Below are 22200 nucleotides of genomic sequence, written 5' to 3' on the forward strand. Positions count from 1 at the left end.
GGTTAATTATGCTGAAACTAATGGGAGCTTTATATGGACAGTTGTTCCTTTATTTTCTTTGCTATCAAGCACAATTTGTCCATTATACATTTCTATAATTCGTTTGCATATGACAAGACCAAGACCTGTTCTGGTATCTTTATTGGTAAAGAACGGATGAAAGAGGTGTTTTTGAATATGCTTTGGAATACCTTTTCCTGTGTCAATAATGTGTAATTGTGCGTGCTCTTCATTACTGGTTACCTGAATTGTTAATGTACCACCAGATGACATAGCTTCAATTGCATTTTTTGTAATATTTAAAACCACTTGTTTCATATGATCTTTTGAACAACGGATATGAACAGGATAATCTGGTAACTGCAAGATAAATATAATATTATGTAAATTCGCTTCCAACTGAATAATAAATGCTATCTCTTTGATAATATCTCGTACATCATACTTTTTTAATAATCGCTGTTGGTTTGCCGAGAATCATAAATTCGCTAACAATTTCATTAATACATTCTATTTCTTGTCCAATAACAAAATAATAAAATTGGTCTTGTTCTTGCGTATATTTTTCCTTTAAAAGTGTTACAAGATCTTTCATTCCGGTAAGAGGATTACGGATTTTGTGAGCTGTACTAGCTGCGAAAATACCAACTAATTCAACTTTTTGTATTTCATTTTGTTGTCTCTCCAATTTTGTTTGTCGTTTCAGCAAAATATATTGAACAAGTAAAAATAATATAGTCCAGAAAAATGCTTGTCTTTTTCATCGGTGTCGTGTAATATCTGCTGAATTTCGTTCGTATTTTCTGTTTCTATATTTACGACCATAGCAAGCATCTCTAATGCGGAAATAGCTTCACCAATATGATCTAAGTAGCCTCTTATGAGCAGCTTGTTTGTTTTCTTTTTGCATTTGGTAGGTGTGATAAGCATAGAAAGCCGCACTGATTCCAAACGTTGGTAATATAACAAGTAGTATATAAAAAGCTATGCTACGTAAATTCCCGTTCAAAGTTGTTACTTCTTCTTTTTTATTATCATTATATATAAACTGTGTTAAAATTGTCATGTTTTTATTTAATGTGTGATTGTTAGTATGGAGGAAGAGTAAAACTGAGAAGTGATTGAGCGATCACTGGGAGATAAAGGGGAAATATCGCCACCAATTTTGCTTTAGGGGTAACCTTTTTATTCGATAGATCGTCTCGAATTCTTGTGAATTTAAGTGAAGGGTTGAAATCGTATGAAATCGAATGATGAGCGAGAAGATATTTCTCAATCTTTAAAATTGTTTATTGCACTATCGCGTGTGCACCGTTTTGTTATGGATACTACAAATAAATCAATACAAAGTAACGGACTAAATCCAACTGAGTTTGCCGTATTGGAATTGCTCTATCATAAAGGAAGCCAGCCACTTCAACAAATTGGAGAGCGTATTTTAATTGCAAGTGGTAGTATTACTTATGTTGTCGATAAATTAGAAAAAAAGGGGCTTGTAAAACGAATTCCATGCCCGAATGATCGCCGTGTTATATATGCGCAGTTAACAGAGGAAGGAGAAGCATTTATCGCTTCTATTTTTCCGAATCATGAAAAAGTTATACATCATTCCTTTGAAATGTTAACAAATGAGGAGCAGGATGAATTGTTATCTTTACTTAAAAAAGTTGGGAAATATGAAAGATGATATATGTAAGTACAAATGAAAAACTAACAGAAAATTGTTCTTTTTTGATGAGAGAGTGTGTCCAACCATGCGTAGAAGGAGCTCCATGCCAAGTGAAAACAAAAGGGGAAAATGAATGCAGGTCATCCTTTGTTATGCGAGGCAGGGAAATTATATGTTGAAAAATCAAAATGAATGTATATAACATGTTAAAAAAGTTTTTGATGTAAAATGATCAAAGGCTTTTTTGTTTGTCGTGCTATTTACGGACGGAGAGAAGGGAAGAAGATAGGGGGGAATTCCCACGAATAGAGAAGTTTTACTCTATTTTGTATCTATATAGGTAGTAATGGAGTTGAGTTGCTGTTCTACAAAAAGTATGGAAAGCATGGTACAGTTTCTAAAGGCTTTTGTTGAAGAATAAAAGGAGATTTAGAAAAGGAAATGGAATTATAGTAAAGGTATATATAATTGAGAGGAGACTTATTCATGTCATTTAAGAATTATGAATATAAACGCCCAAATACAGAAGAATTACAAGAAAAATTTACTGCAGCTTTAAAACGATTTGAAGATGCAAAAACACTAGAAGCGCAAAAGCAAGTTATTCATGATATTAATGAGATTCGCAATGACTTTGGTACAATGGGAAATATTTGTTACATTCGTCACTCTGTCGATACAACAGATGCTTTTTATAAGGAAGAACAAGATTTCTTTGATGAATATTCTCCGATTGTACAAGGCTATACAACGAAATACTATAAAGCATTGATAAATTCCCCGTTACGCGATGAATTAGAGGCTTATTATGGAAAACAGTTATTTGCTTTGGCAGAATGTGATTTGAAAACATATTCAGATGAAATTGTGAAAGATTTGCAATTGGAAAATAAATTATCTTCGCAATATACACAACTTTTAGCAGCTGCAAAAATTGATTTTGAAGGAGAAGAGAGAACGCTATCACAGCTCGGACCTTTTATGCAACATACAAATAGGGATATGCGTAAAAGAGCAAGTGAAGCTTATTATGGCTTTTTAGCTGATCACGAAGAAGAGTTAGATCGTATTTACGATGCCCTTGTAAAAGTAAGAACGAAGATTGCCAAAATACTTGGTTTTCAAAACTTTGTTGAACTTGGTTACGCAAGAATGTATCGTACAGACTATAATGCGGAAATGGTGGCAAATTATCGTAAACAAATATTAGATTACATCGTTCCAGTTGCAACAGAATTACGAAATAGACAAAAGGCACGCATCGGTGTCGAAAAGCTAGCTTACTATGATGAGAATTTTGAATATGCAACAGGCAATCCGACTCCAAAGGGAGATGCAGAATGGATTATTAATCATGGAAAAACGATGTACAAAGAATTATCAAATGAAACTGATGAATTCTTTAACTTCATGTTAGATAATGAATTATTAGATTTAGTCGCGAAAAAAGGAAAAGCTGGCGGCGGTTATTGTACATACATTGAAAATTATAAAGCTCCGTTTATTTTCTCGAATTTTAATGGAACATCAGGTGATATTGATGTGCTAACACACGAAGCGGGTCATGCATTTCAAGTATATGAGAGCCGTAAGTTTGAAATCCCAGAGTATAATTGGCCAACGTATGAAGCGTGTGAAATTCATTCCATGAGTATGGAATTTTTCACATGGCCATGGATGAAACTGTTCTTTAAGGAAGATGCGGATAAATATTATTTCTCTCATTTAAGTTCAGCTCTTCTATTTTTACCATACGGTGTATCGGTTGATGAATATCAACATTATGTATATGAAAATCCAGAAGCATCTCCAGAAGAGCGTAAAACGGCATGGCGTAATATTGAAAGAAAGTACTTACCACACCGGGACTATGAAGATAATGACTATTTAGAACGTGGTGGCTTCTGGCAACGCCAAGGGCATATTTATAACTCACCTTTTTACTATATTGATTATACATTGGCTCAAATTTGTGCGCTGCAATTTTGGAAGCGAGCAAGAGACAATAGACAAGAAGCATGGGAAGACTATGTGAACCTTTGTCAGCAAGGAGGAAGTAAATCTTTCCTAGATTTAGTGGAGGTAGCAAATTTAACATCGCCATTTGCTGATGGATGTGTTCAGGGAGTAATCAATGAGATTCAAACGTGGTTACATGCTGTAGATGACACAGAATTGTAAAAATAACCCTTCGTTTTTGCCTATTTTGTAATCGACACATTCACAAAATAATGAGATAATATAAGAAAATTCAGAATTATCCAAAGGGGTGTTTCTAAAGTAGAAGCGCCTCTTTTTACCAAAAAAGAGGGGGGAGAATTATGCTTCAATCTAATATGAATATTGGTTTGGAAACTTTACTGCAATCTTTACAATCTACAAGAAACACACTCTTATCAGAAATCGAGATGTTAAATGACACGGAAGTGAATGTAAAACCGCGCCGTGATAAATGGAGTATTATTCAAATTTTGCATCATCTACATTTAGTTGAACAATCCGTTACATCATCCCTTGTGTATGCTTTGCAGAAAAAAGACAAAAAAGTAGTGCCACTTAAAGATCTCCAACTTACTCTTGATCGAACACACAAACGAGAAGCTCCTCAACAAATGCAACCAACAGAAACATTAGTGAAAAAACAACAAGGAATTCAGCTGCTTGAACATTCACGAGCAGATTTATTGCATACACTGCATAGTATTGTGGACGAAAAAGAATTGTTTGAAAATTCATTGAAACATCCTGTGTTTCAGGAGCTTAATCTATATCAATGGGTTCAATTCCTTGATTTACATGAACAGCGCCACCTTACACAGTTAAAAGAAGCAAAATATGCGATTTTGCAAAGATAAAGAAAAATTGCCATTCATATGGGAACTATATTTAATAAACAAAGGAAGCGAGGCAGTAGTTAACTCGCTTCTTTTATTTCGTTATTCGTGAGCAATAATCTTCCCTCAAGATTCAGGAAAAGAAGCTAGCGGGAGATAATCACTCATATAATCTAGATTTGTGAGGAGTAATTATCCGTGGAAGATGAAACTAGATTGATGCATATTTTTATCTCTGGTTTTGGAATAATACATAAAGAGAGCATTTAAAGGAGTTGAAAGCATGTCACACAAAAAGAAAGAGCAAGAGCGTAGTTGGAAGGCACGAAAAGAAAATCAAAAACCACATGGGAAAGTAAAGACTTTCGCAGAACTTGTGGATGAAGCGGAAAAAACGTGATGAGATCATCACGTTTTTTGTATGAGTGGGAAAGTTAATAGGAAACTTGTACCAATGTCTTTTTCACTTGTAATATCGATTTTTCCACCCATTGCTTTTACGATGCTGAATACGACCATCATGCCAAGTCCAGTTCCTTTTTCTTTCGTTGAATAGAAAGGGGCACCAAGACGTTTTATTTGTTCTGGATTCATGCCAACACCGGTATCTTTTATGGATAATTGTATCTGTTTATTGTTAGGGGTTAAGGTGAGAATAAGATCCCCTCCCTTTGGCATGGCTTCAATACAATTTTTTAAAATGTTTAACAAGCATTGATTAAATTTCTGTTTTTCGCCAGCAATATGAAATACCTTGCTTTGTTTTGTATAGGCTATTCGGACATTTGTTAGATTAGCGAGCGGAGTAATGAGAGATACTGCATGAAGTAATTCATCTTCTATTTGTAAAATTTGTTCTTTTTCAATACTTGGTTTTGCAAATGTTAGGTAATCTGTAAGTACGTGATTTGCTTGTTCAATACCATGTATGGCAATTTCTATATACAATTTTCGATCTTTTTCCGAGTATTCTTCGGATTGTAGGAGCTGTAAAAAACCTTTTGTTGAAGTTAAAGGATTGCGAACTTCATGAGAGATAGAGGCAGCCATTTCTCCAATAAGGTGAAATTTTTCAGCGTTAATCAGCTCTTCTTGTAAGCGAATTTGTAATTGTAGTACGTTTAGTAAATAAAGAATAAGAATGGTACCAATAATGGTACATAGTTCATACACAATAATATGAGGAAGGTAATACTCAGCGTTAGGAACTTCGGCAAGAAAAAAAGGAACCCAACTAAATACATATACAGAACTATATAAAATAGCGAGTATTACTTTTACCTGATTACTTCCTCTCCGAAAGAGTTTGTATGTAGCAAGAAGAATAATATATAGGAAAATAGAAGCGATAATGGATGGGAAAACCCCAAGGCCTCCTAATAAGAAACGGTATAGGTTTAATACGGCTAAAATTGATCCTCCAGCAATAGGTCCTCCTGTTAATGTGCCAACAATTAATACAATATGACGCATATCAAATTGAAATCCATTGTCCATTTTTGCTGCAAATGAAATACAAAGAATGGTAGCTGAGCTACAAAATAATATAAATACCGTTGAATTTAATTTAGGTGAATGTTTCCCTTTCTGGTTCCAAAATAAGTGATACATGAGCATCATAACGAGAATCGATAGTATATTTAAAAAGAGGTAAATAATAAAAAGTTTCAGGATTGTGCCTCCTTTCGATTTTCATATGTACGGTGTTAATTAAGTATAATCATACTATTAAAATACAAGAAAATGAATCTTAATTTCACCAAAAAACAGAAAAATCAGAAGTTTTCCTGAGGGAGATACAGTATGTTACAATATGTGTTGTCAATGAAAGAAGAAATTCCATGTATAACATGGGAGAGGTTCGCGAACTCCCTCTATAAAAAACTATGGAAACAACAATATCCTTAGGTATTGTTTTGTTTTTTTATTGTGACAGTTCAAGAACGTTCTTTCTTCTTATTCGTATTAGAGAAGGAGAATGAGTGAGATGAAAAAGGAAAAAGCAGTTGTCGTTTTTAGCGGTGGCCAGGATAGTACAACATGTTTATTTTGGGCAATGCAGCAGTTCGCAGAAGTGGAAGCTGTGACGTTTAATTATAACCAGCGTCATAAGTTGGAAATTGATTGTGCAGCTGATATTGCGAAAGAACTCGGAATTAAACATACAGTACTTGATATGAGCCTATTAAATCAACTTGCTCCAAATGCGTTAACGAGAACGGATATGGAGATTACACATGAAGATGGTGAATTACCATCAACATTTGTAGATGGACGAAATTTATTATTCTTATCATTTGCAGCTGTGTTAGCAAAGCAAGTTGGAGCACGTCATATTGTAACTGGCGTATGTGAAACAGATTTTAGCGGTTATCCTGATTGCCGTGATGTATTTGTGAAATCGTTAAACGTTACTTTGAATTTATCTATGGATTATCCATTTGTTATTCATACACCACTTATGTGGATTGATAAAGCGGAAACATGGAAGTTATCAGATGAACTTGGTGCATTCGAGTTTGTTAGAGAAAAAACATTAACATGTTATAACGGAATAATCGGTGATGGTTGCGGTGAATGTCCAGCTTGTAAACTTCGTAAAGCAGGTTTAGATACGTACCTACAAGAACGCGAAGGAGCGAATGTATAATGGAGCAGAATTTTTTTGGATTTCGCATCGTAGAAAATTTACAAAAAATAGATAAGGACATTCAGCGTGAACAACTGAAATATCATAATAAACGAGTGATGGTAAGTAAGGAATTTACATTTGATGCAGCGCATCATCTGCACTGTTATGAAGGGAAATGTAAAAATTTACACGGTCACACATACAAAGTTGTTTTTGGAATTAGCGGTTATGTAAATGAGATTGGACTTGCTATTGACTTTGGAGATATAAAAGAAATTTGGAAAAATGAAATAGAAATTTATTTGGATCATCGTTATTTAAATGAAACTTTACCATCGATGAATACGACGGCTGAAAACATGGTCGTTTGGATTTATGAAAAGATGGAAGAAGCACTAAAAAAAGAGGAACGCGCCCATGAATATAAGGGAGCACGTGTTGAATTTGTTCGTCTATTTGAAACGCCAACAAGTTATGCAGAAGTAAGACGGGAGTGGATGATCGGTGAGTAAAATTCCTGTTTTGGAAATTTTCGGGCCGACCATTCAAGGCGAAGGAATGGTTGTCGGGCAGAAGACGATGTTTATTCGTACAGCAGGTTGTGACTATAGCTGCACGTGGTGTGATTCCTCTTTTACATGGGATGGATCCGCAAAAGAGCAAATTAGACAAATGACTCCAGAAGAAATTTGGAGTGAACTTGTTGAAATTGGTGGAGAAAATTTTTCACATGTAACCATTTCAGGTGGGAATCCAGTCCTATTGAAAAATTTAGCTGGTTTTCTGTCTTTATTACAAGAAAAGAAAATTCGCACCGCTATTGAAACACAAGGAAGTAAGTGGCAGGAATGGTTGCTTCACATTGATGAAATAACCATCTCACCAAAACCGCCAAGCTCACAGATGAAAACAGATTTTATCATGTTAGATTCTGTTATTGAAAGATTAGCAGGAAAAGATTTTAGTTTAAAAGTCGTTGTGTTTGATGATCATGATTTTGAATATGCGATAAAGGTACATGAGCGTTACCCTCACATACCATTTTTCTTACAAGTTGGAAATAATGATACTAAAACAGTGGACGATGCGATGCTTATTAGGAATTTATTACAAAAATATGAATGGCTCATCGAAAAAGCTGTTCAATGTAAAGAGATGAATGATGCAAAAGTATTACCTCAGCTTCATGCGTTAGTATGGGGAAATAAGCGTGGCGTATAAGAAACTCTTACGAATCTAATTGAATTGAAGGGACGTATAAAGAATGGCAGGAAGATTAGACGAAGATTTAAAAGATGTAACGTTACTTGGAAATCAAAATACAAAATATTTATTTGAATATAGTCCGGACATTTTAGAGACATTTGATAACAATCATCCAAACCGTGATTATTTTGTAAAATTCAATTGTCCTGAATTTACAAGCTTATGTCCAAAAACAGGACAACCAGATTTCGCAACGATTTATATTAGTTATATTCCAGAACAAAAAATGGTTGAAAGTAAATCTTTAAAGTTATATTTATTTAGTTTCCGTAATCATGGTGATTTTCATGAAGATTGTATGAATGTTATTATGAATGATTTAATTAAATTAATGGACCCACGTTATATTGAAGTGTGGGGGAAATTTACACCACGTGGTGGTATCTCAATTGATCCATATTGCAACTACGGTCGCCCTGGTACGAAATATGAGCAAATGGCTGAATATCGTATGATGAATCATGATCTATACCCTGAAACAATCGATAATCGCTAATGAAAAAAGGATCTGTATGTATCGTACGGATCCTTTTTTTCTATTATATTATGCATGTTGATTAATAACTTTATAGTTTTTATGATTTACAACTGTAAGAGGTTCCATATCTAGTTCTCTAAAATTCTCCATGATTGTTATATCGACAATAACGGAGTTTTTATTCACTTTTTGAACACGGCCTTGCATTCCACCTTTAAATTCGATAAGATCTCCAGCTTTTGCGATTTCCATTTCCATAAGCAACTCTCCTTGTTACAGTTTTGCCAAAAAAAGAACAAGTTCGTTCTTTTTTATTTCCCTTTATTTTGAACTATATTCCCCTGTTTGTAAATGTTTCCATGAAATAATTTCAAAAAATAGTAATTTTTTTGTAAGATTTGTATGAATCATTTTCCGTATTTTAGGTTATCCATTGGTGAAAAGTGCTTATATTACAATATAAGGGTATAATAGGTGAGGGGCGGTAAAATGGTATTTGAAATTGTCGGAAGTTTTATAGCATTTTTGTTATTTTTATTCTCACATAAACAATTAAAGATGATACGTATGCATGAGACACGTACATATTTTGATGGGTTAGATGGTGTGCATGCTTCTATTACTCATGAGAGCGGTACAGATATGTAAGGAAGTATGCCTTTCTCTTTCTCCATGGTATGATGACAATAAGAAAAAGCACATAATAATATAGGTGATGAGCGGTGAATGGAGAGTGGAGAAGATGCGAATTTCTTTTATTCGTCACGGTCGCTTAAATAATGTTACAGAATTAATGACAGTATCATCGTTTCGCAAATGGATGGAGCGATACGATTTAGCTAGTATGGAAAAAAGTACGGACATACCAATTGATACAATTGAAGCAATTGAATCTGCAAAGCTTATTGTAACGAGTAATCAAAAACGTGCGGTACAGTCAGCTGCAGAATTAACGAATTCTCTTTCTTTTACACAAAGTGCTCTTTTTCGAGAGGCAGAAGTACCATCTAGCTTCTATATTCCGAAATGGGTGAAGTGCAAACCCGCAGTGTGGATATTCATTGGGCGCACAGTATGGATAGTTGGATATTCTAAAGGTGTGGAGTCTTATCGTGAAGCGCAAGAAAGAGCAAGACAAGCAGCTGATACATTAGTTGGATATGCGTTAGTACATGGGCATATCGCACTTGTAGGGCATAGTTATTTTAATGCGATGATTGGGTATGAATTACGTACTAGAGGATGGTCTGGTCCTCCTGTTTTTCATAGGAAGCCATGGAGTTGTACAGAATATACATTTCGTGAAGCGATGAATGGAAATATATTAAGTACCAATTTAACATAAAAGCACACGATTACAATAAAGAATCGTGTGCTTTTTTTAAGAAACGAAAGCTTTTTTATATAATGGCTTCACTAAATGAGCATATGGTTCTCCAACAAGCATAACTGTTTTATCCTCTTGGTAACCAAGTCTTTTATATAAAGAGAAAGCTCGTTCGTTTTCTAAATTTACGAGTAATGCGATTTTCTCATAACCTTTTTCATAGGCATCATTTTCTACTGCTTGAATCAACCTTGAACCTATTCCTCTTCCACTATATGTGCTTGAAACGGACAAAGTGTCAATATAATATTCATCGAGTTCTGCTTCTTTTTCTAGCGTAATCGTTGAATCTTGATGGATTTTTCGTAAGTGTTTTACAATTGGAGTATCTAGTTGCTTGGCATGACTGCCGTGATAGGCTACGATGATTCCAACTGCTTGTCCATTTTGTTCTTCAACGAAACAGTTCTCGTAGCTAAGCCGATTTTCTTTTTTTGAAAACCAAGTTTCAAGCCCTGTCAAGACTTCTGTTTCTGTTCTCCCACCTGTGATTTTTTCAGCAATTTCATGCAGAGCGTTATACAATAAAGAAGATATTGCCTTCGCATCTGTCTTTTTTGCTTTCCGAATCATATTATCCCTCCTAGTTGTCATTCTTATTGTAACATAAAATAAAGTTTCAATCAGTGATTCAATAATTTCTTGAATTTTATAGGATAAGCTTGAATATCGAATGGATTCAGAAAAGGGGAACCGTTATGGTAGTATATGATGTTTGCTGTGAATGTAAGAAATTTAACATTGTCGACTTGTGGAAGATAGGATAAAATATTGCAGAGAGGTGAAATACATGGATAAACAATTAGCAAATACAATTTTAGATCAACTGAAAAATGGAGAGATAGAAGAGTATATTGTAACTAAGGATGTATTTTATACGTTTCGTGAGGTTGTAGTAAATCGAGAGGATTTTAAACATTTCAGTGGGAATGCACAACGCGGCGGGAAAATTATTTATACATATATAGAAACACCGCGTTCTTAATAGAAGGAAAAGGAGAGGGGAATTATGGGAGAGTTTAAACAAGGTATTTTACCGCACTGGGACTATATGTGGAAAGATGGCGCTGGAAACCGGCTTGTAGGAATGGTTATGTTTCCAGAGAAACGGAAACGTACAAAAGAAGTTATAGAGAAATTGAAAGTAGCATATGAGCAAGAAACCAAAATTCGAGCAACTGTGAAACTCCTGCATATGAATCAATATGTGGAGGGAATGGTTGTATATTTTGATGAAGAAGCACCAGTGTTTACAATGCAAGATAAAGACGAGAATTTTCATCATTTATTCATAAAGGATATTTTACGTATTGAACATTGCGAATGAGTGATGCTCTGTTTGCAGTCTTTTTTAAATTCTCATTACACTAACAAATAAATTGGAGTGCCATCATAATTATCCTTTTCATTATAATGATATTTTTTATTGTGTAACAAAAAAGAAAGTATATGTATTCAAATAAATAACTGTTTAATCCACAAGGAGGAGAATTTCTTATTTGTGTGATCTAAATAATGTGTAACCGGTTTCGAGCAGATTACAATCTAAAGTCTGTTCTTTTTTGTGTGATGCTGGAGAAATATATTTCTCCAGCATTTACTGTTTTTTGACAAAACAGATTGATAACATTTTTGTAAATATGGTTAAATTCGTTGACAACTTTTTTGAAAAGCACTTTATTGACATGAGTTTTAGAATGTTGTTTCATAGTCTTTGTATTGAAAAAAACGGCTCGTGATGTCGAAAAGTAAAAGTTAAAAAAAGAAAGAATTTATACATATATCTTGTGTCTTGTTTCGAAACATAATACAATATATAGGGAAAACATGAATCGGCATCAAGATATAAAAGGAAGAAAGGGAGGGTCGGAGATGTTAATTGCATATGATTCTATGACAGGAAACGTGAAGCGTTTCATTCACAAATTAAATATGCCGGCCGTTCAAATTAATGAGGATCTAGTATTAGACGAAGATTTTGTTCTTATTACTTATACAACAGGTTTTGGAAATGTGCCGGAACGTGTTTTAGAATTTTTAGAACGCAATAATGCAAATTTAAAAGGCGTATCTGCAAGTGGCAATCGCAACTGGGGAGATATGTTCGGAGCAAGTGCAGATAAAATCTCAACCAGATACGAAGTACCTATTGTATCAAAATTCGAGTTATCTGGAACAAATAATGATGTAGAATATTTTAAGGAAAGGGTGCGGGAGATTGCGACACATTGAACTGAATAATGAAATCACGCAAATGCAAGACGGTTTCTATCAGCTTCATAAAGATAAAGAAGCATTAGAAGTTTTTATGGAAGAAGCGAGAGCGAATACCGTTCATTTTGATAGCGTGGCAGAGCGAATCGAGTATATGAATGAACATGATTACTATTACAACGTTCTGGACGAGTATAAGTTGGAGGAGGTCGAAGAAGTATACAACGTTGCATACGGTGAGAACTTCAAATTCCAATCTTATATGGCGGCATCTAAGTTTTATAAGGACTATGCGTTAAAAACAAATGATCAAAAACAATACTTAGAAAGCTACGAAGATCGCGTATCAATTGTGTCATTATACTTAGGACGTGGTGATGTTAATAAAGCGAAACAATTTGCAAGCATGATCGTAAAACAAAACTATCAACCAGCGACACCAACCTTTTTAAATGCGGGAAGAAGCAGAAGAGGAGAAATGGTGTCTTGTTTCTTGTTAGAGATGGATGATAGCTTAAATTCGATCGGATTTAATATTAATACAGCGATGCAGTTATCGAAAATTGGCGGAGGAGTAGCTTTAAACTTGTCCAAACTACGCGCACGCGGAGAGCAAATTAAAGGTATCGAGAACGCAGCAAGCGGTGTGGTACCAGTTATGAAATTGCTTGAAGATTCGTTTTCATATGCGAATCAGTTGGGTTAACTTATGGCTCAACTATAAAACCGGGTCAATTGCTGGAACGCCTGAGTATATCGAGGTAGGATACTACGAAGAAATTACGTAGCGCCCCCTAAAAATCCAAGATTGCAGGAAATCAGCAGCCGAGCTCCTAAGTCTATTAGATAGGGAGAAGGTTCAACGACCAAGTGGCTATGTAGGTGACTATATAGCTCGAACCTGGCTTCTCAAACTAAGGTTGTAGGAAAGAGAAGAAGATATGGTCTGAACTCTATAGCGATATAGAGAGGGTAGCAGAAATGACTATCCCCCATATGTTTTAAAGGTATGGAGTAACAATATGCAAAGAAAAGGTGCCGGAGCAGTATATTTAAACATTTTCCATTGGGATATTATTGAATTCCTTGATACAAAAAAAATAAATGCTGATGAGAAGAGCCGTATTCAGTCTCTATCAATCGGTATTATCGTTCCAAGTAAGTTCTTTGAGCTTGCAGAGAAGAATGAACCATTCCATGTTTTTGCGCCATTTACAGTATATAAAGAGTACGGAAAACATTTAGATGATATAGATATCGACGAAATGTATGATGAACTGATGAGTAATCCAAATGTGAAGAAGAAGCCACTTGATATTAGTGCACGTGATATGCTTATTAAGATTGCAATGATTCAGCTTGAGTCTGGTTATCCATACTTAATGTTTAAATCAAATGCGAACAAACAACATCCGTTAAAGGATATTGGAACTGTGAAGATGTCAAACCTTTGTACGGAAATCTTCCAGCTACAAGAAACATCCGAAATTAACGACTACGGTACAGATGACATTATCCGTCGTGATATTAACTGTAACTTAGGATCACTAAATATTGTAAACGTTATGGAAAATAAAGAAATCCGTGAAGCGGTTCATGCAGGAATGGAAGCTTTAACGGCTGTTTCTGATATGACTATTATTCCAAACGCACCAACTGTGAAAAAAGCAAATGATGAGCTGCATTCAGTTGGACTTGGTGCAATGAACTTGCATGGATATTTAGCGAAAAATAAAATTGCTTATGAAAGTGCAGAAGCGAAAGAGTTTGTTCGTACATTCTTCATGATGTTAAACTACTACTCCATTGAAAAGAGTATGGGGATTGCAAAAGAAAAGGGCGAAACATTTAAAGACTTCGATAAGTCTGATTATGCAAACGGCACATACTTTGAAAAGTATGAAACAACAGAATATAGCCCTGTAACAGAGAAAGTACAACAGTTATTTGAAGGGATTTATATTCCAACAAAAGAAGATTGGACAAGTCTAAAAGAACAAGTTCAGGAGCATGGTCTATACAATTCATATCGTTTAGCTATTGCGCCAACACAATCCATTAGTTACGTCCAAAATGCAACTTCAAGCGTAATGCCAATCGTAAGTCAAATCGAATCAAGAACGTATGCAAATGCGACAACATATTATCCAATGCCGTATTTATCAAAAGATACATTCTGGTATTATAAATCTTCTTACGATATGAATCAGTTTAAACTAATTGATTTGATTGCAGAAATTCAAGAGCATATTGACCAAGGAATTAGTACAATTTTGTATGTAAATAGTGATATTTCTACGCGTGAGTTAGCACGTTATTATATCTATGCACATAAAAAAGGTCTGAAGAGCTTGTATTATACAAGAACACGTAAACTAAGCGTGGAAGAGTGTGTAGCTTGTACGGTTTGATGTAAAATAAGATTGAATGATAGAGTAAGACATCATGAGCAGGGTTTTTCTGACCCTGCTCATGCTTAGTTATAAAATTTAAGACGTCTAATATGCGGTTAAGTTTTCATTACAAACTGAAAGCTTTACCGCATGTTAGAAGAGCTTATTGATAGAGAAGGGGCGATTCAATGCGCGCGGTAAACTGGAACAAAAAAGAAGACGATTTTAGTTTAATGTTTTGGAAGCAAAACATCGCTCAGTTTTGGACAGAAGAAGAAATCGCAGTATCTTCTGACAAAAATACTTGGGTGCAATTATCAAAAGAAGAGCAAATTGCTTATAAACGTGTATTAGGTGGTTTAACACTTTTAGATACAAAGCAAGGTGGCGAAGGGATGCCACTTGTACTTGTTCATCTTGAGAATTTACAAGCGAAAAGTGTACTAGCTTTCATGGGTGCTATGGAAGAAGTCCATGCGAAGAGCTATAGTCATATTTTCACGACACTCGCAACAGAAGAAGAAATTGATGACATCTTTGAATGGGTAGATAGTCATCCGCTACTTGAGAAAAAAGCAGGTATTATTACAGGGTATTATCGCAAGTTATTAAAGCCACAAGTAACGAAAAAAGAATTATATATGGCTATGGTAGCAAGTGTATTCTTAGAAAGTTATTTATTCTATAGTGGATTCTTCTATCCGCTATACTTAGCAGGACAAGGAAAGTTGACTGCAAGTGGTGAAATTATTAACTTAATCATTCGTGATGAGTCAATTCACGGCGTATTCGTCGGTATTTTAGCACAACAAATCTTCGCAGAACTTTCTGCAGAAGAGCAACAAGAAGTACAAAAAGAAACACAAGAACTATTAATGGAACTGTATGAAATTGAAACTGCATATACAGAAGAAATTTATACGTCTATTGGTCTTGTTGAAGATGTAAACCGTTTTGTTCGTTACAATGCGAATAAAGGGCTTATGAACTTAGGATTAGAGCCACGCTTTGAAGAAGAAGAAATTAACCCAATCGTATTAAATGGTTTACGTACAGATACGAAAAACCATGATTTCTTCTCTGTAAAAGGGAATGGCTATGTAAAGGCAACAAATGTTGAAAAGCTATCAGATGATGATTTCGTATTTGATTTTTAATAAATAGTATTGGAAAAGCTGTCTTTCATGTGAAGGCAGCTTTTTTTGGTAGATATAGTTTACATAATGTTATTATTTCATGATAAGTTTTTTATTTTCCGACCGATTAAAATTCTGCTTCATTTGCATGTAGTGGTATGAGGGATTGAATAAGTTATGTCAAAATGAATAGAAAATCAAACAAAACTTTAGAAAAAATAATTCCACCTGTTATTTCTTTGGAGCAGGAAAAAATAGAGCTGCTCTATTAATTTTTCATCGAAGACAATGTTGGCTTGAAAATTGCATGAATATTTAAAATAAAAGGAGGTTTTTGTGATAGGACGTATAACATGCAACGTTCATTGAAAGCGTTTTCTAGTCGGCTATCAATTTTCAGATGGAAATTAGAGAGAGAAAGTAGGAGGAATGATAGGTGGGAAAAGAGGTTGGTTTAAAACGTTCATTGGGACTTTGGTCAATTGTTATGCTAGGCGTCGGGTATATGACACCGATGGTGGGGTTTGATACATTTGGAATTGTTTCCGAGAAAACGGGCGGGCATGTTCCAGGGGCTTATCTGATTGCGTTAGCGGGGATGTTATTTACAGCTGCAAGCTACGGCAAAATGGTAAAGGTTTTTCCTACTGCAGGATCTGCTTATACGTATACACAAAAAACAATTAGTGCAAGGCTGGGATTTCTCGTTGGATGGTCATCGTTATTGGATTATTTGTTTTTACCAATGGTGAACGCATTATTAACGAGAATTTATATGTCGGCACTTTTTCCGAGTGTTCCAGATTGGGCATGGGTCATTGGCTTTGTTCTACTGATTACGCTTATAAATATTATTAGTGTAAATGTTACTGCAAATTTCAACACGTTCTTAGTAACATTTCAAGTGCTAGTAATGGTTGTGTTTGTTTTTCTTGTTATAAAAGGTTTAATAGCAGGAGAAGGAACCGGAGAAGTTTTTTCCATTCAGCCGTTTTTTGAATCAGATATACAAATATCACCGTTAGTTGCAGGGGCTACAATTCTTTGTTTTTCATTTTTAGGTTTTGATGCAGTAACTACCTTTTCTGAAGAAACGCCAAACGCAAAGAAGACAATTCCTCGAGCTATTTTTCTTACTGCTTTAATTGGCGGAATTTTATTCATTGTCACTACCTACTTTACACAATCCTTTTTCCCGGATGCATCCGTATTTAAAGATCAAGAATCAGCAGCTCCAGAAATTGCACTATATGTCGGAGGGAAATTGTTTCAAACTTTCTTTTTAGTAGGAACATTTATGGGTACAATCGCTTCTGGTTTAGCGTCTCATACAAGTGTATCGCGATTATTGTATGTAATGGGGCGAGATAATGTAATCCCGCAAAAGATATTTGGATACATTCATCCTCGCTGGCGAACGCCAGTATATAACATTGTTATTGTAGGAATTATTGCACTCTCAGCTATGTTTATTGATTTAGAAACAGCAGCCTCTCTCATTAACTTCGGAGCACTTATTGCTTTTACATTTGTTAATTTATCAGTTATTTCTTATTATGTGATTAAGCAAAAACGATATAAAACTGTTAAAGACTTTTTTAATTTCTTAGTTATGCCTATTTTGGGAGCTGGTACAGTAGCGGTACTCTGGTTTAACCTCAATATTCATTCGCTTATTCTTGGAATTAGCTGGGCTGCTATTGGAATCGGTTATCTTTTATATATTACGAACATGTTTCGTTCAGCACCTCCGCAAATGCATTTTGAAGAAGTACAGGAAATGTAAAATAACAAAAACATCGGGATGTATCCGGTGTTTTTTATTTTGGAGGTTTTAAAGTCATGCAAGTTTGCATAAATCATTCAACTATTCATAAGGAAGGAAAGAAAAAGTATAAGTGAGAAGGCTGAAACGGCAGGATCATCCTTCTCTTATCACTTGGCACGATTATTGCTTCCTAATACTAGTAAAAATAAATAAATGAGGTGTTATCGTGGTAATTCAATCAGAGAAGGAAGATGTAACACAATCTATTCAAGAAAAAGTTGAGGTAGAAAATCCTTTAGAGGAATTTCAGGCCATATTAAAAGAAGCACTCCGTGCTTTACGTTATCCAGAGGAAGTATTCGATTTTCTTAAAAAACCGATGCGTTTTTTAGAAGTAAGTATTCCTGTTCGGATGGATGATGGAAGAACCAAAGTATTTCAAGGGTATCGTGCTCAGCATAATGATGCAGCAGGACCGACAAAAGGTGGCATTCGGTTTCATCCAGATGTTACACCAGAGGAAGTAAAGGCGCTTGCTGGTTGGATGAGTTTGAAATGTGGAGTGACGGGGCTTCCATATGGAGGCGCGAAGGGCGGAATTATTTGTAATCCACAAGAGATGAGTTTTAGAGAACTAGAGCTACTTAGCCGTGGCTATGTAAGAGCGGTAAGCCAAATTGTTGGACCTACTAAAGATATTCCAGCTCCTGATATGTATACAAATGCGCAAATTATGGCTTGGATGCTGGATGAATATGATCATATTAGAGAATTTGATTCTCCAGGTTTTATTACTGGAAAGCCGTTAATGTTAGGAGGATCACAAGGGCGAGAAACAGCAACGTCTAAAGGAGTGTTCTATACGCTTCAATTAGTCAGTGAGCTAAAACATATTCCGCTTCAAAATATGCGAGTAATCATTCAAGGATTTGGAAACGTTGGAAGCTATTTAGCAAAATATTTATATGATGCTGGCGTGAAAGTGGTAGGAGTGTCTGATGCTTTAGGTGGTATTTATAACCCAGACGGTTTAGATGTTCCTTATTTACTAGAAAATCGAGATTCTTTTGGCGTTGTATCGAACCTCTTTAGTAAAACAATCTCTAACCAAGAGTTGTTAGAAAAAGAATGTGATGTACTCATTCCAGCCGCAATTGGAGGGGTAATTACGAAACATAATGCGGAAAAGCTTGGATGTAAGATTGTAATTGAAGCTGCAAATGGCCCAACAACAAAAGAGGCGATAACAATGTTAGAAGAGAAAGACATTTTAGTTGTTCCAGATATTTTAGCGAACTCTGGAGGAGTTATTGTTTCATATTTTGAGTGGTGTCAAAATAACCAAGGATACTATTGGACAGAGCAATATGTTGATCAATGTTTAAAAGAGAAAATTACATCTAGCTTTTTTGATGTATTCAATACTTCAAAGCGTTTCGGGGTAAATATGAAAATTGCTGCGTATATAGAAGGGATCCGTAAGATTGTAGAAGCATCACGCCTTCGAGGTTGGTTACATTTTTAATATAAAGGGAGGGAACATATGAAACTTGATATTTTACTAGAACAAATTGAAAAACAACCCATTGGTTATTACTGTATTGTGTCGAATCATCATCGATACGATATAGCAGTTGCATATTCACAGCAGTTTTTTGGAAAAGCAATGGTTACTTCTATTCAAAATGGAAGAATGATTTTATTAAGCCAAGAGGATATTGGAGAGGAGCAATACTGGGCCCCTAAGCTAGGGATTGAAGTGGAAGATGTAGAAGATTTTCAAAGCTTTTTTCATATGATTCTTCAGGAACAAATGTTGGCAGAACAATATTAATAGAATAAAAGAAGGGAATGATTTATTTTGTATTATGAGATAGTTACGAGCCCATGTTATGGAACAATTGAGAAGGTAGTTATTGATAGAGACTCCCGAATTTACGAATGGGAACCGCTGTTTTCAATTAAAAATGCGAATGGAAAAGTGGAAGTAATTAAAATAGGGTGTAGCGGGGAAGTGCAGTCTTTAGAAGTAGAAGAAGGAGATAAAGTAATTCCAGGTATGGTATTAGCATATATTCAGGAAGATATTTTAATTAGTGGGAGTGATTGATTTTAGGAGGAAGATGGAACTATTCATCTTCCTTTTTTTATTAAAGTAAGTAAAAAATACATATTGTCAGATTAATTAAAAAAATCCGATTTTAATGATACAATACAAGTTAAGCAGTTTAAAGGAGGAGTAACAGAATGTTTTCCATTGCTCATAACAAAATTAGACCTATTGTTTCCATGTCAATCGACCAATCTGAAAAGGAATGGAATATAGATGTTGAAAATATGAAAGAATCTTTTCTGTTTCTAAAAAGGGAAGATCAATTATTTGCATACGTCCATGTTAAGGAGCTGCTATCGAGAAAGGAGCGCTTAACCACTCAAACGTTACTTTTAAATGCTGTTTCACTAGATACAATATGTCATCTTAGCAAAAATATTTCCTTAACAGCTCTCTTTCAAATTATTGGGGCACCCATTGCGATAGTGAAAAATGAAAGAGGAGAGTTAACGGGATACATAAGAAGAGAAGATGTTTTTGCAGAACTATTTAAACAAGAAAATAAAAGTGTAGATATACTGAAAATTATTTTAACTTCCATTCCAATGGGGATTTTTGTAGTAGACCGTGAAAAGAAAATTGTAAATTGTAATGAATCTGGTTTGAAGATGATTAAATCTATTCCTGAAAAAGTAATGAATGTACCAGCAGAACAGATTTTTAATGGGGAACATATAAATAATGCATTTGCAACAGGAAAAACGATTTTAAATCAATTACAAATAACAAATGAGATGGGAGTATTAGTTGACTACAGTCCTATACCAAGCTTCGATCAAAGCATCGAAGGAATGGTTATTATTGTGCAAGATTTACCGATGGTCGAGGATATGGCTATGGAAATTGAATATATAAAGGATTTAAATAAAGACTTACATGCAATCTTATCTAGCATTTATGATGAAATATTAGTGGTCAATCATAAAGGGGAATTAATCCGTTATAGTGAAACCGTTGTTAATGATTTTTGGGGAAGAGATTTGAAGGATCTTTTAGGAAAAAATCTTTTAGATTTAGAGAAACAAGGGTTATTTAGTCCATCTGTTACGCGATTAGTGTTAGAACAAAAGAAGAAGGTATCGATTGTACAAGAAACAAAAAGTGGCAGAAAGATATTAGCAGTTGGAAATCCTGTGTTTAATGAAAATGGGGAGCTTCACCGCATTATTATTGCCTCAAGAGATATTACAGAAGCAACAAGATTAAAGACGGAATTACATGAGATAAAAAAGATATCTGAACAATATAAGAAAGAGTTAGACAGCTTTAAAAGTAAAGATCGTTTTTTGAAGAAACTTATTTATTGTAGTCCGAAAATGGAGCAAATTATTAATCAAGCAAAAAAAATAGCTGACTTTTCTTCAAATGTGCTCATTACTGGAGAATCGGGTGTTGGAAAGGAAGTGATTGCACAAGCGATTCACCAACTTGGAAACAGATCTTCAAAGCCATTTTTAAAATTAAATTGCGGTGCAATCCCAGAGACATTATTAGAAAGTGAACTGTTCGGTTATACGAAGGGGGCTTTTACCGGTGCTGATAAAAATGGAAAAGAAGGATATTTTAAGCGAGCGGATCAAGGGATTTTATTTTTGGATGAGATTGGAGAAATGCCTTTACATCTGCAAGTGAAATTACTCAGAGTATTGCAAGAACAAGAGGTAATTCCGATTGGTAGCACAATACCTACGAAAATCAATGTTCAAATTATTGCCGCGACGAATAAACGTCTTGAAAAAATGGTGGAGGCTGGTACGTTTAGGGAAGATTTATTTTATCGCTTAAACGTCATTCCATTGCAAGTTCCACCACTAAGAGAACGGATGGAAGATGTTCCGCTACTCGCGTTTCATTTTTTACAAGAGTTGAATGAGAAATATAACAAGAACTATCATTTAACTCCTGATGCACTGAATTTACTAGAGTTTTATTCATGGCCAGGAAATGTAAGAGAATTGCAGAATATGATTGAACGTTTAGTAGTATCTGCAGATGATTCAGTCATTGATGCTGAATTTGTTAGTAAATTCCTTAATCCTGGATATGATTTTAAAAAATCAAAACCAGTGATCACAAGGGTTTTGCCATTACAAGAAGCACTGCATTCTGTAGAAGAACAATTAATTTTACTTGCAATGAAGCAGTATAAAACGACAACAAAGGCAGCAAAAGCTCTTGGGATAAGCCAGTCTTCTGTAAGTCGTAAATATCAAAAAATCATGAATGAAAAGGAAATAGCAATTGATACAATTTCATATTTTTAAAGGGGAAAGGGGGAGTCTACATAGACTGCCCCTTCTCTTTGGTGTA

22 protein-coding genes, 3 pseudogenes and 1 riboswitch are annotated in these 22200 nt (G+C 34.9%); of the genes and pseudogenes, 21 read left to right on the top strand and 4 right to left on the bottom strand.

Annotated features, from left to right (window positions below):
* Positions 1–6 precede the first annotated feature (6 nt).
* Positions 7–1009: pseudogene (locus BLV40_RS13505) on the bottom strand (DUF3149 domain-containing protein).
* A gap of 231 nt (positions 1010–1240) precedes the next feature.
* Here BLV40_RS13505 and BLV40_RS13515 point away from each other — a divergent pair.
* From BLV40_RS13515 to BLV40_RS29345, 4 genes are all read left to right on the top strand, one after another.
* Entirely contained in the window at positions 1241–1687 is a 447-nt protein-coding gene (locus tag BLV40_RS13515; protein ID WP_026591364.1) for a MarR family winged helix-turn-helix transcriptional regulator, read from the top strand.
* A gap of 468 nt (positions 1688–2155) precedes the next feature.
* Positions 2156–3850, top strand: a complete 1695-nt coding sequence (locus BLV40_RS13520) for a M3 family oligoendopeptidase (protein ID WP_090690887.1) — start codon at positions 2156–2158, stop codon at positions 3848–3850.
* Positions 3851–3990: 140 nt separating this feature from the next.
* Positions 3991–4524: a DinB family protein gene (locus tag BLV40_RS13525; protein WP_090690889.1), complete on the top strand. Its 534-nt coding sequence runs from the start codon at positions 3991–3993 to the stop codon at positions 4522–4524.
* A 262-nt stretch (positions 4525–4786) separates the two neighbouring features.
* Positions 4787–4903 (top strand): DUF6254 family protein, encoded by a 117-nt coding sequence (locus tag BLV40_RS29345; protein WP_026591361.1) that lies wholly within the window; start codon positions 4787–4789, stop codon positions 4901–4903.
* An 8-nt stretch (positions 4904–4911) separates the two neighbouring features.
* Here BLV40_RS29345 and BLV40_RS13535 read toward each other — a convergent pair whose 3' ends face one another.
* Positions 4912–6120, bottom strand: coding sequence for an ATP-binding protein (locus BLV40_RS13535; RefSeq protein ID WP_026591360.1), 1209 nt, complete (start codon positions 6118–6120; stop codon positions 4912–4914).
* A 233-nt stretch (positions 6121–6353) separates the two neighbouring features.
* A riboswitch (PreQ1 riboswitch) is annotated at positions 6354–6397 on the top strand.
* Positions 6398–6490: 93 nt separating this feature from the next.
* Between BLV40_RS13535 and queC the strand changes: the two genes are divergently transcribed.
* The 4 genes from queC to queF are packed head-to-tail and all read left to right on the top strand — an operon-like array spanning position 6491 to position 8897.
* Complete coding sequence (gene queC / locus BLV40_RS13540) at positions 6491–7153, top strand: 7-cyano-7-deazaguanine synthase QueC (protein ID WP_026591359.1); 663 nt, start codon at positions 6491–6493, stop codon at positions 7151–7153.
* Positions 7153–7647 (top strand): 6-carboxytetrahydropterin synthase QueD, encoded by a 495-nt coding sequence (gene queD / locus BLV40_RS13545; RefSeq protein WP_026591358.1) that lies wholly within the window; start codon positions 7153–7155, stop codon positions 7645–7647. The genes queC and queD overlap by 1 nt, the downstream gene beginning before the upstream one ends.
* Positions 7640–8356, top strand: coding sequence for a 7-carboxy-7-deazaguanine synthase QueE (gene queE, locus BLV40_RS13550; RefSeq protein WP_026591357.1), 717 nt, complete (start codon positions 7640–7642; stop codon positions 8354–8356). Before queD ends, queE begins: the two co-directional genes overlap by 8 nt.
* 43 nt (positions 8357–8399) lie before the next feature.
* Entirely contained in the window at positions 8400–8897 is a 498-nt protein-coding gene (gene queF / locus BLV40_RS13555; RefSeq protein ID WP_026591356.1) for a preQ(1) synthase, read from the top strand.
* Positions 8898–8945: 48 nt separating this feature from the next.
* Here queF and BLV40_RS13560 read toward each other — a convergent pair whose 3' ends face one another.
* On the bottom strand, positions 8946–9131 hold the full coding sequence (locus BLV40_RS13560) for a YkvS family protein (RefSeq protein WP_026591355.1): 186 nt from the start codon (positions 9129–9131) through the stop codon (positions 8946–8948).
* 237 nt (positions 9132–9368) lie between these two features.
* Here BLV40_RS13560 and BLV40_RS28610 point away from each other — a divergent pair, with 237 nt between their 5' ends.
* Both BLV40_RS28610 and BLV40_RS13570 read left to right on the top strand, forming a co-directional pair.
* Entirely contained in the window at positions 9369–9527 is a 159-nt protein-coding gene (locus tag BLV40_RS28610) for a hypothetical protein (RefSeq protein ID WP_090690892.1), read from the top strand.
* Between the two features lie 94 nt (positions 9528–9621).
* Positions 9622–10224: a histidine phosphatase family protein gene (locus BLV40_RS13570; RefSeq protein WP_090690895.1), complete on the top strand. Its 603-nt coding sequence runs from the start codon at positions 9622–9624 to the stop codon at positions 10222–10224.
* Between the two features lie 36 nt (positions 10225–10260).
* Here the strand turns inward: BLV40_RS13570 and BLV40_RS13575 are convergent, their stop codons facing one another.
* Entirely contained in the window at positions 10261–10839 is a 579-nt protein-coding gene (locus tag BLV40_RS13575; RefSeq protein ID WP_090690899.1) for a GNAT family N-acetyltransferase, read from the bottom strand.
* A 217-nt stretch (positions 10840–11056) separates the two neighbouring features.
* Between BLV40_RS13575 and BLV40_RS13580 the strand changes: the two genes are divergently transcribed.
* The 11 genes and pseudogenes from BLV40_RS13580 to BLV40_RS13635 all read left to right on the top strand — a co-directional run bounded on the left by BLV40_RS13580 (position 11057) and on the right by BLV40_RS13635 (position 22154).
* The gene (locus BLV40_RS13580) at positions 11057–11251 is read left to right on the top strand and encodes a hypothetical protein (RefSeq protein WP_026591351.1); all 195 of its coding nucleotides are present in this window, start codon (positions 11057–11059) and stop codon (positions 11249–11251) included.
* 24 nt (positions 11252–11275) lie between these two features.
* The gene (locus BLV40_RS13585) at positions 11276–11593 is read left to right on the top strand and encodes a hypothetical protein (RefSeq protein WP_090690903.1); all 318 of its coding nucleotides are present in this window, start codon (positions 11276–11278) and stop codon (positions 11591–11593) included.
* Positions 11594–12138: 545 nt separating this feature from the next.
* A complete protein-coding gene (nrdI, locus tag BLV40_RS13595) occupies positions 12139–12498 on the top strand; it encodes a class Ib ribonucleoside-diphosphate reductase assembly flavoprotein NrdI (protein WP_026591349.1) in 360 nt (119 codons plus the stop codon).
* Positions 12485–13183: pseudogene (locus BLV40_RS13600) on the top strand (ribonucleotide reductase N-terminal alpha domain-containing protein); the annotation flags it as partial. The gene nrdI and the pseudogene BLV40_RS13600, both read left to right, overlap by 14 nt.
* Positions 13184–13490: 307 nt before the next feature.
* A pseudogene (locus BLV40_RS13605) lies at positions 13491–14891 on the top strand (ribonucleoside-diphosphate reductase subunit alpha); the annotation flags it as partial.
* A gap of 170 nt (positions 14892–15061) precedes the next feature.
* Positions 15062–16030 (top strand): class 1b ribonucleoside-diphosphate reductase subunit beta, encoded by a 969-nt coding sequence (gene nrdF / locus BLV40_RS13610; RefSeq protein WP_026591348.1) that lies wholly within the window; start codon positions 15062–15064, stop codon positions 16028–16030.
* Positions 16031–16445: 415 nt separating this feature from the next.
* A complete protein-coding gene (locus tag BLV40_RS13615) occupies positions 16446–17795 on the top strand; it encodes an APC family permease (protein WP_026591347.1) in 1350 nt (449 codons plus the stop codon).
* Between the two features lie 247 nt (positions 17796–18042).
* On the top strand, positions 18043–19302 hold the full coding sequence (locus BLV40_RS13620; protein WP_244525410.1) for a Glu/Leu/Phe/Val family dehydrogenase: 1260 nt from the start codon (positions 18043–18045) through the stop codon (positions 19300–19302).
* Between the two features lie 18 nt (positions 19303–19320).
* A complete protein-coding gene (locus tag BLV40_RS13625; RefSeq protein ID WP_026591345.1) occupies positions 19321–19611 on the top strand; it encodes an SAV0927 family protein in 291 nt (96 codons plus the stop codon).
* A gap of 27 nt (positions 19612–19638) precedes the next feature.
* Entirely contained in the window at positions 19639–19887 is a 249-nt protein-coding gene (locus BLV40_RS13630; RefSeq protein ID WP_026591344.1) for a biotin/lipoyl attachment domain-containing protein, read from the top strand.
* 137 nt (positions 19888–20024) lie between these two features.
* Positions 20025–22154, top strand: a complete 2130-nt coding sequence (locus BLV40_RS13635; protein ID WP_090690910.1) for a sigma 54-interacting transcriptional regulator — start codon at positions 20025–20027, stop codon at positions 22152–22154.
* Positions 22155–22200 lie beyond the last annotated feature (46 nt).

The sequence above is a fragment of the Bacillus sp. 166amftsu genome, from assembly GCF_900107445.1.
GTDB lineage: Bacteria > Bacillota > Bacilli > Bacillales > Bacillaceae_G > Bacillus_A > Bacillus_A arachidis.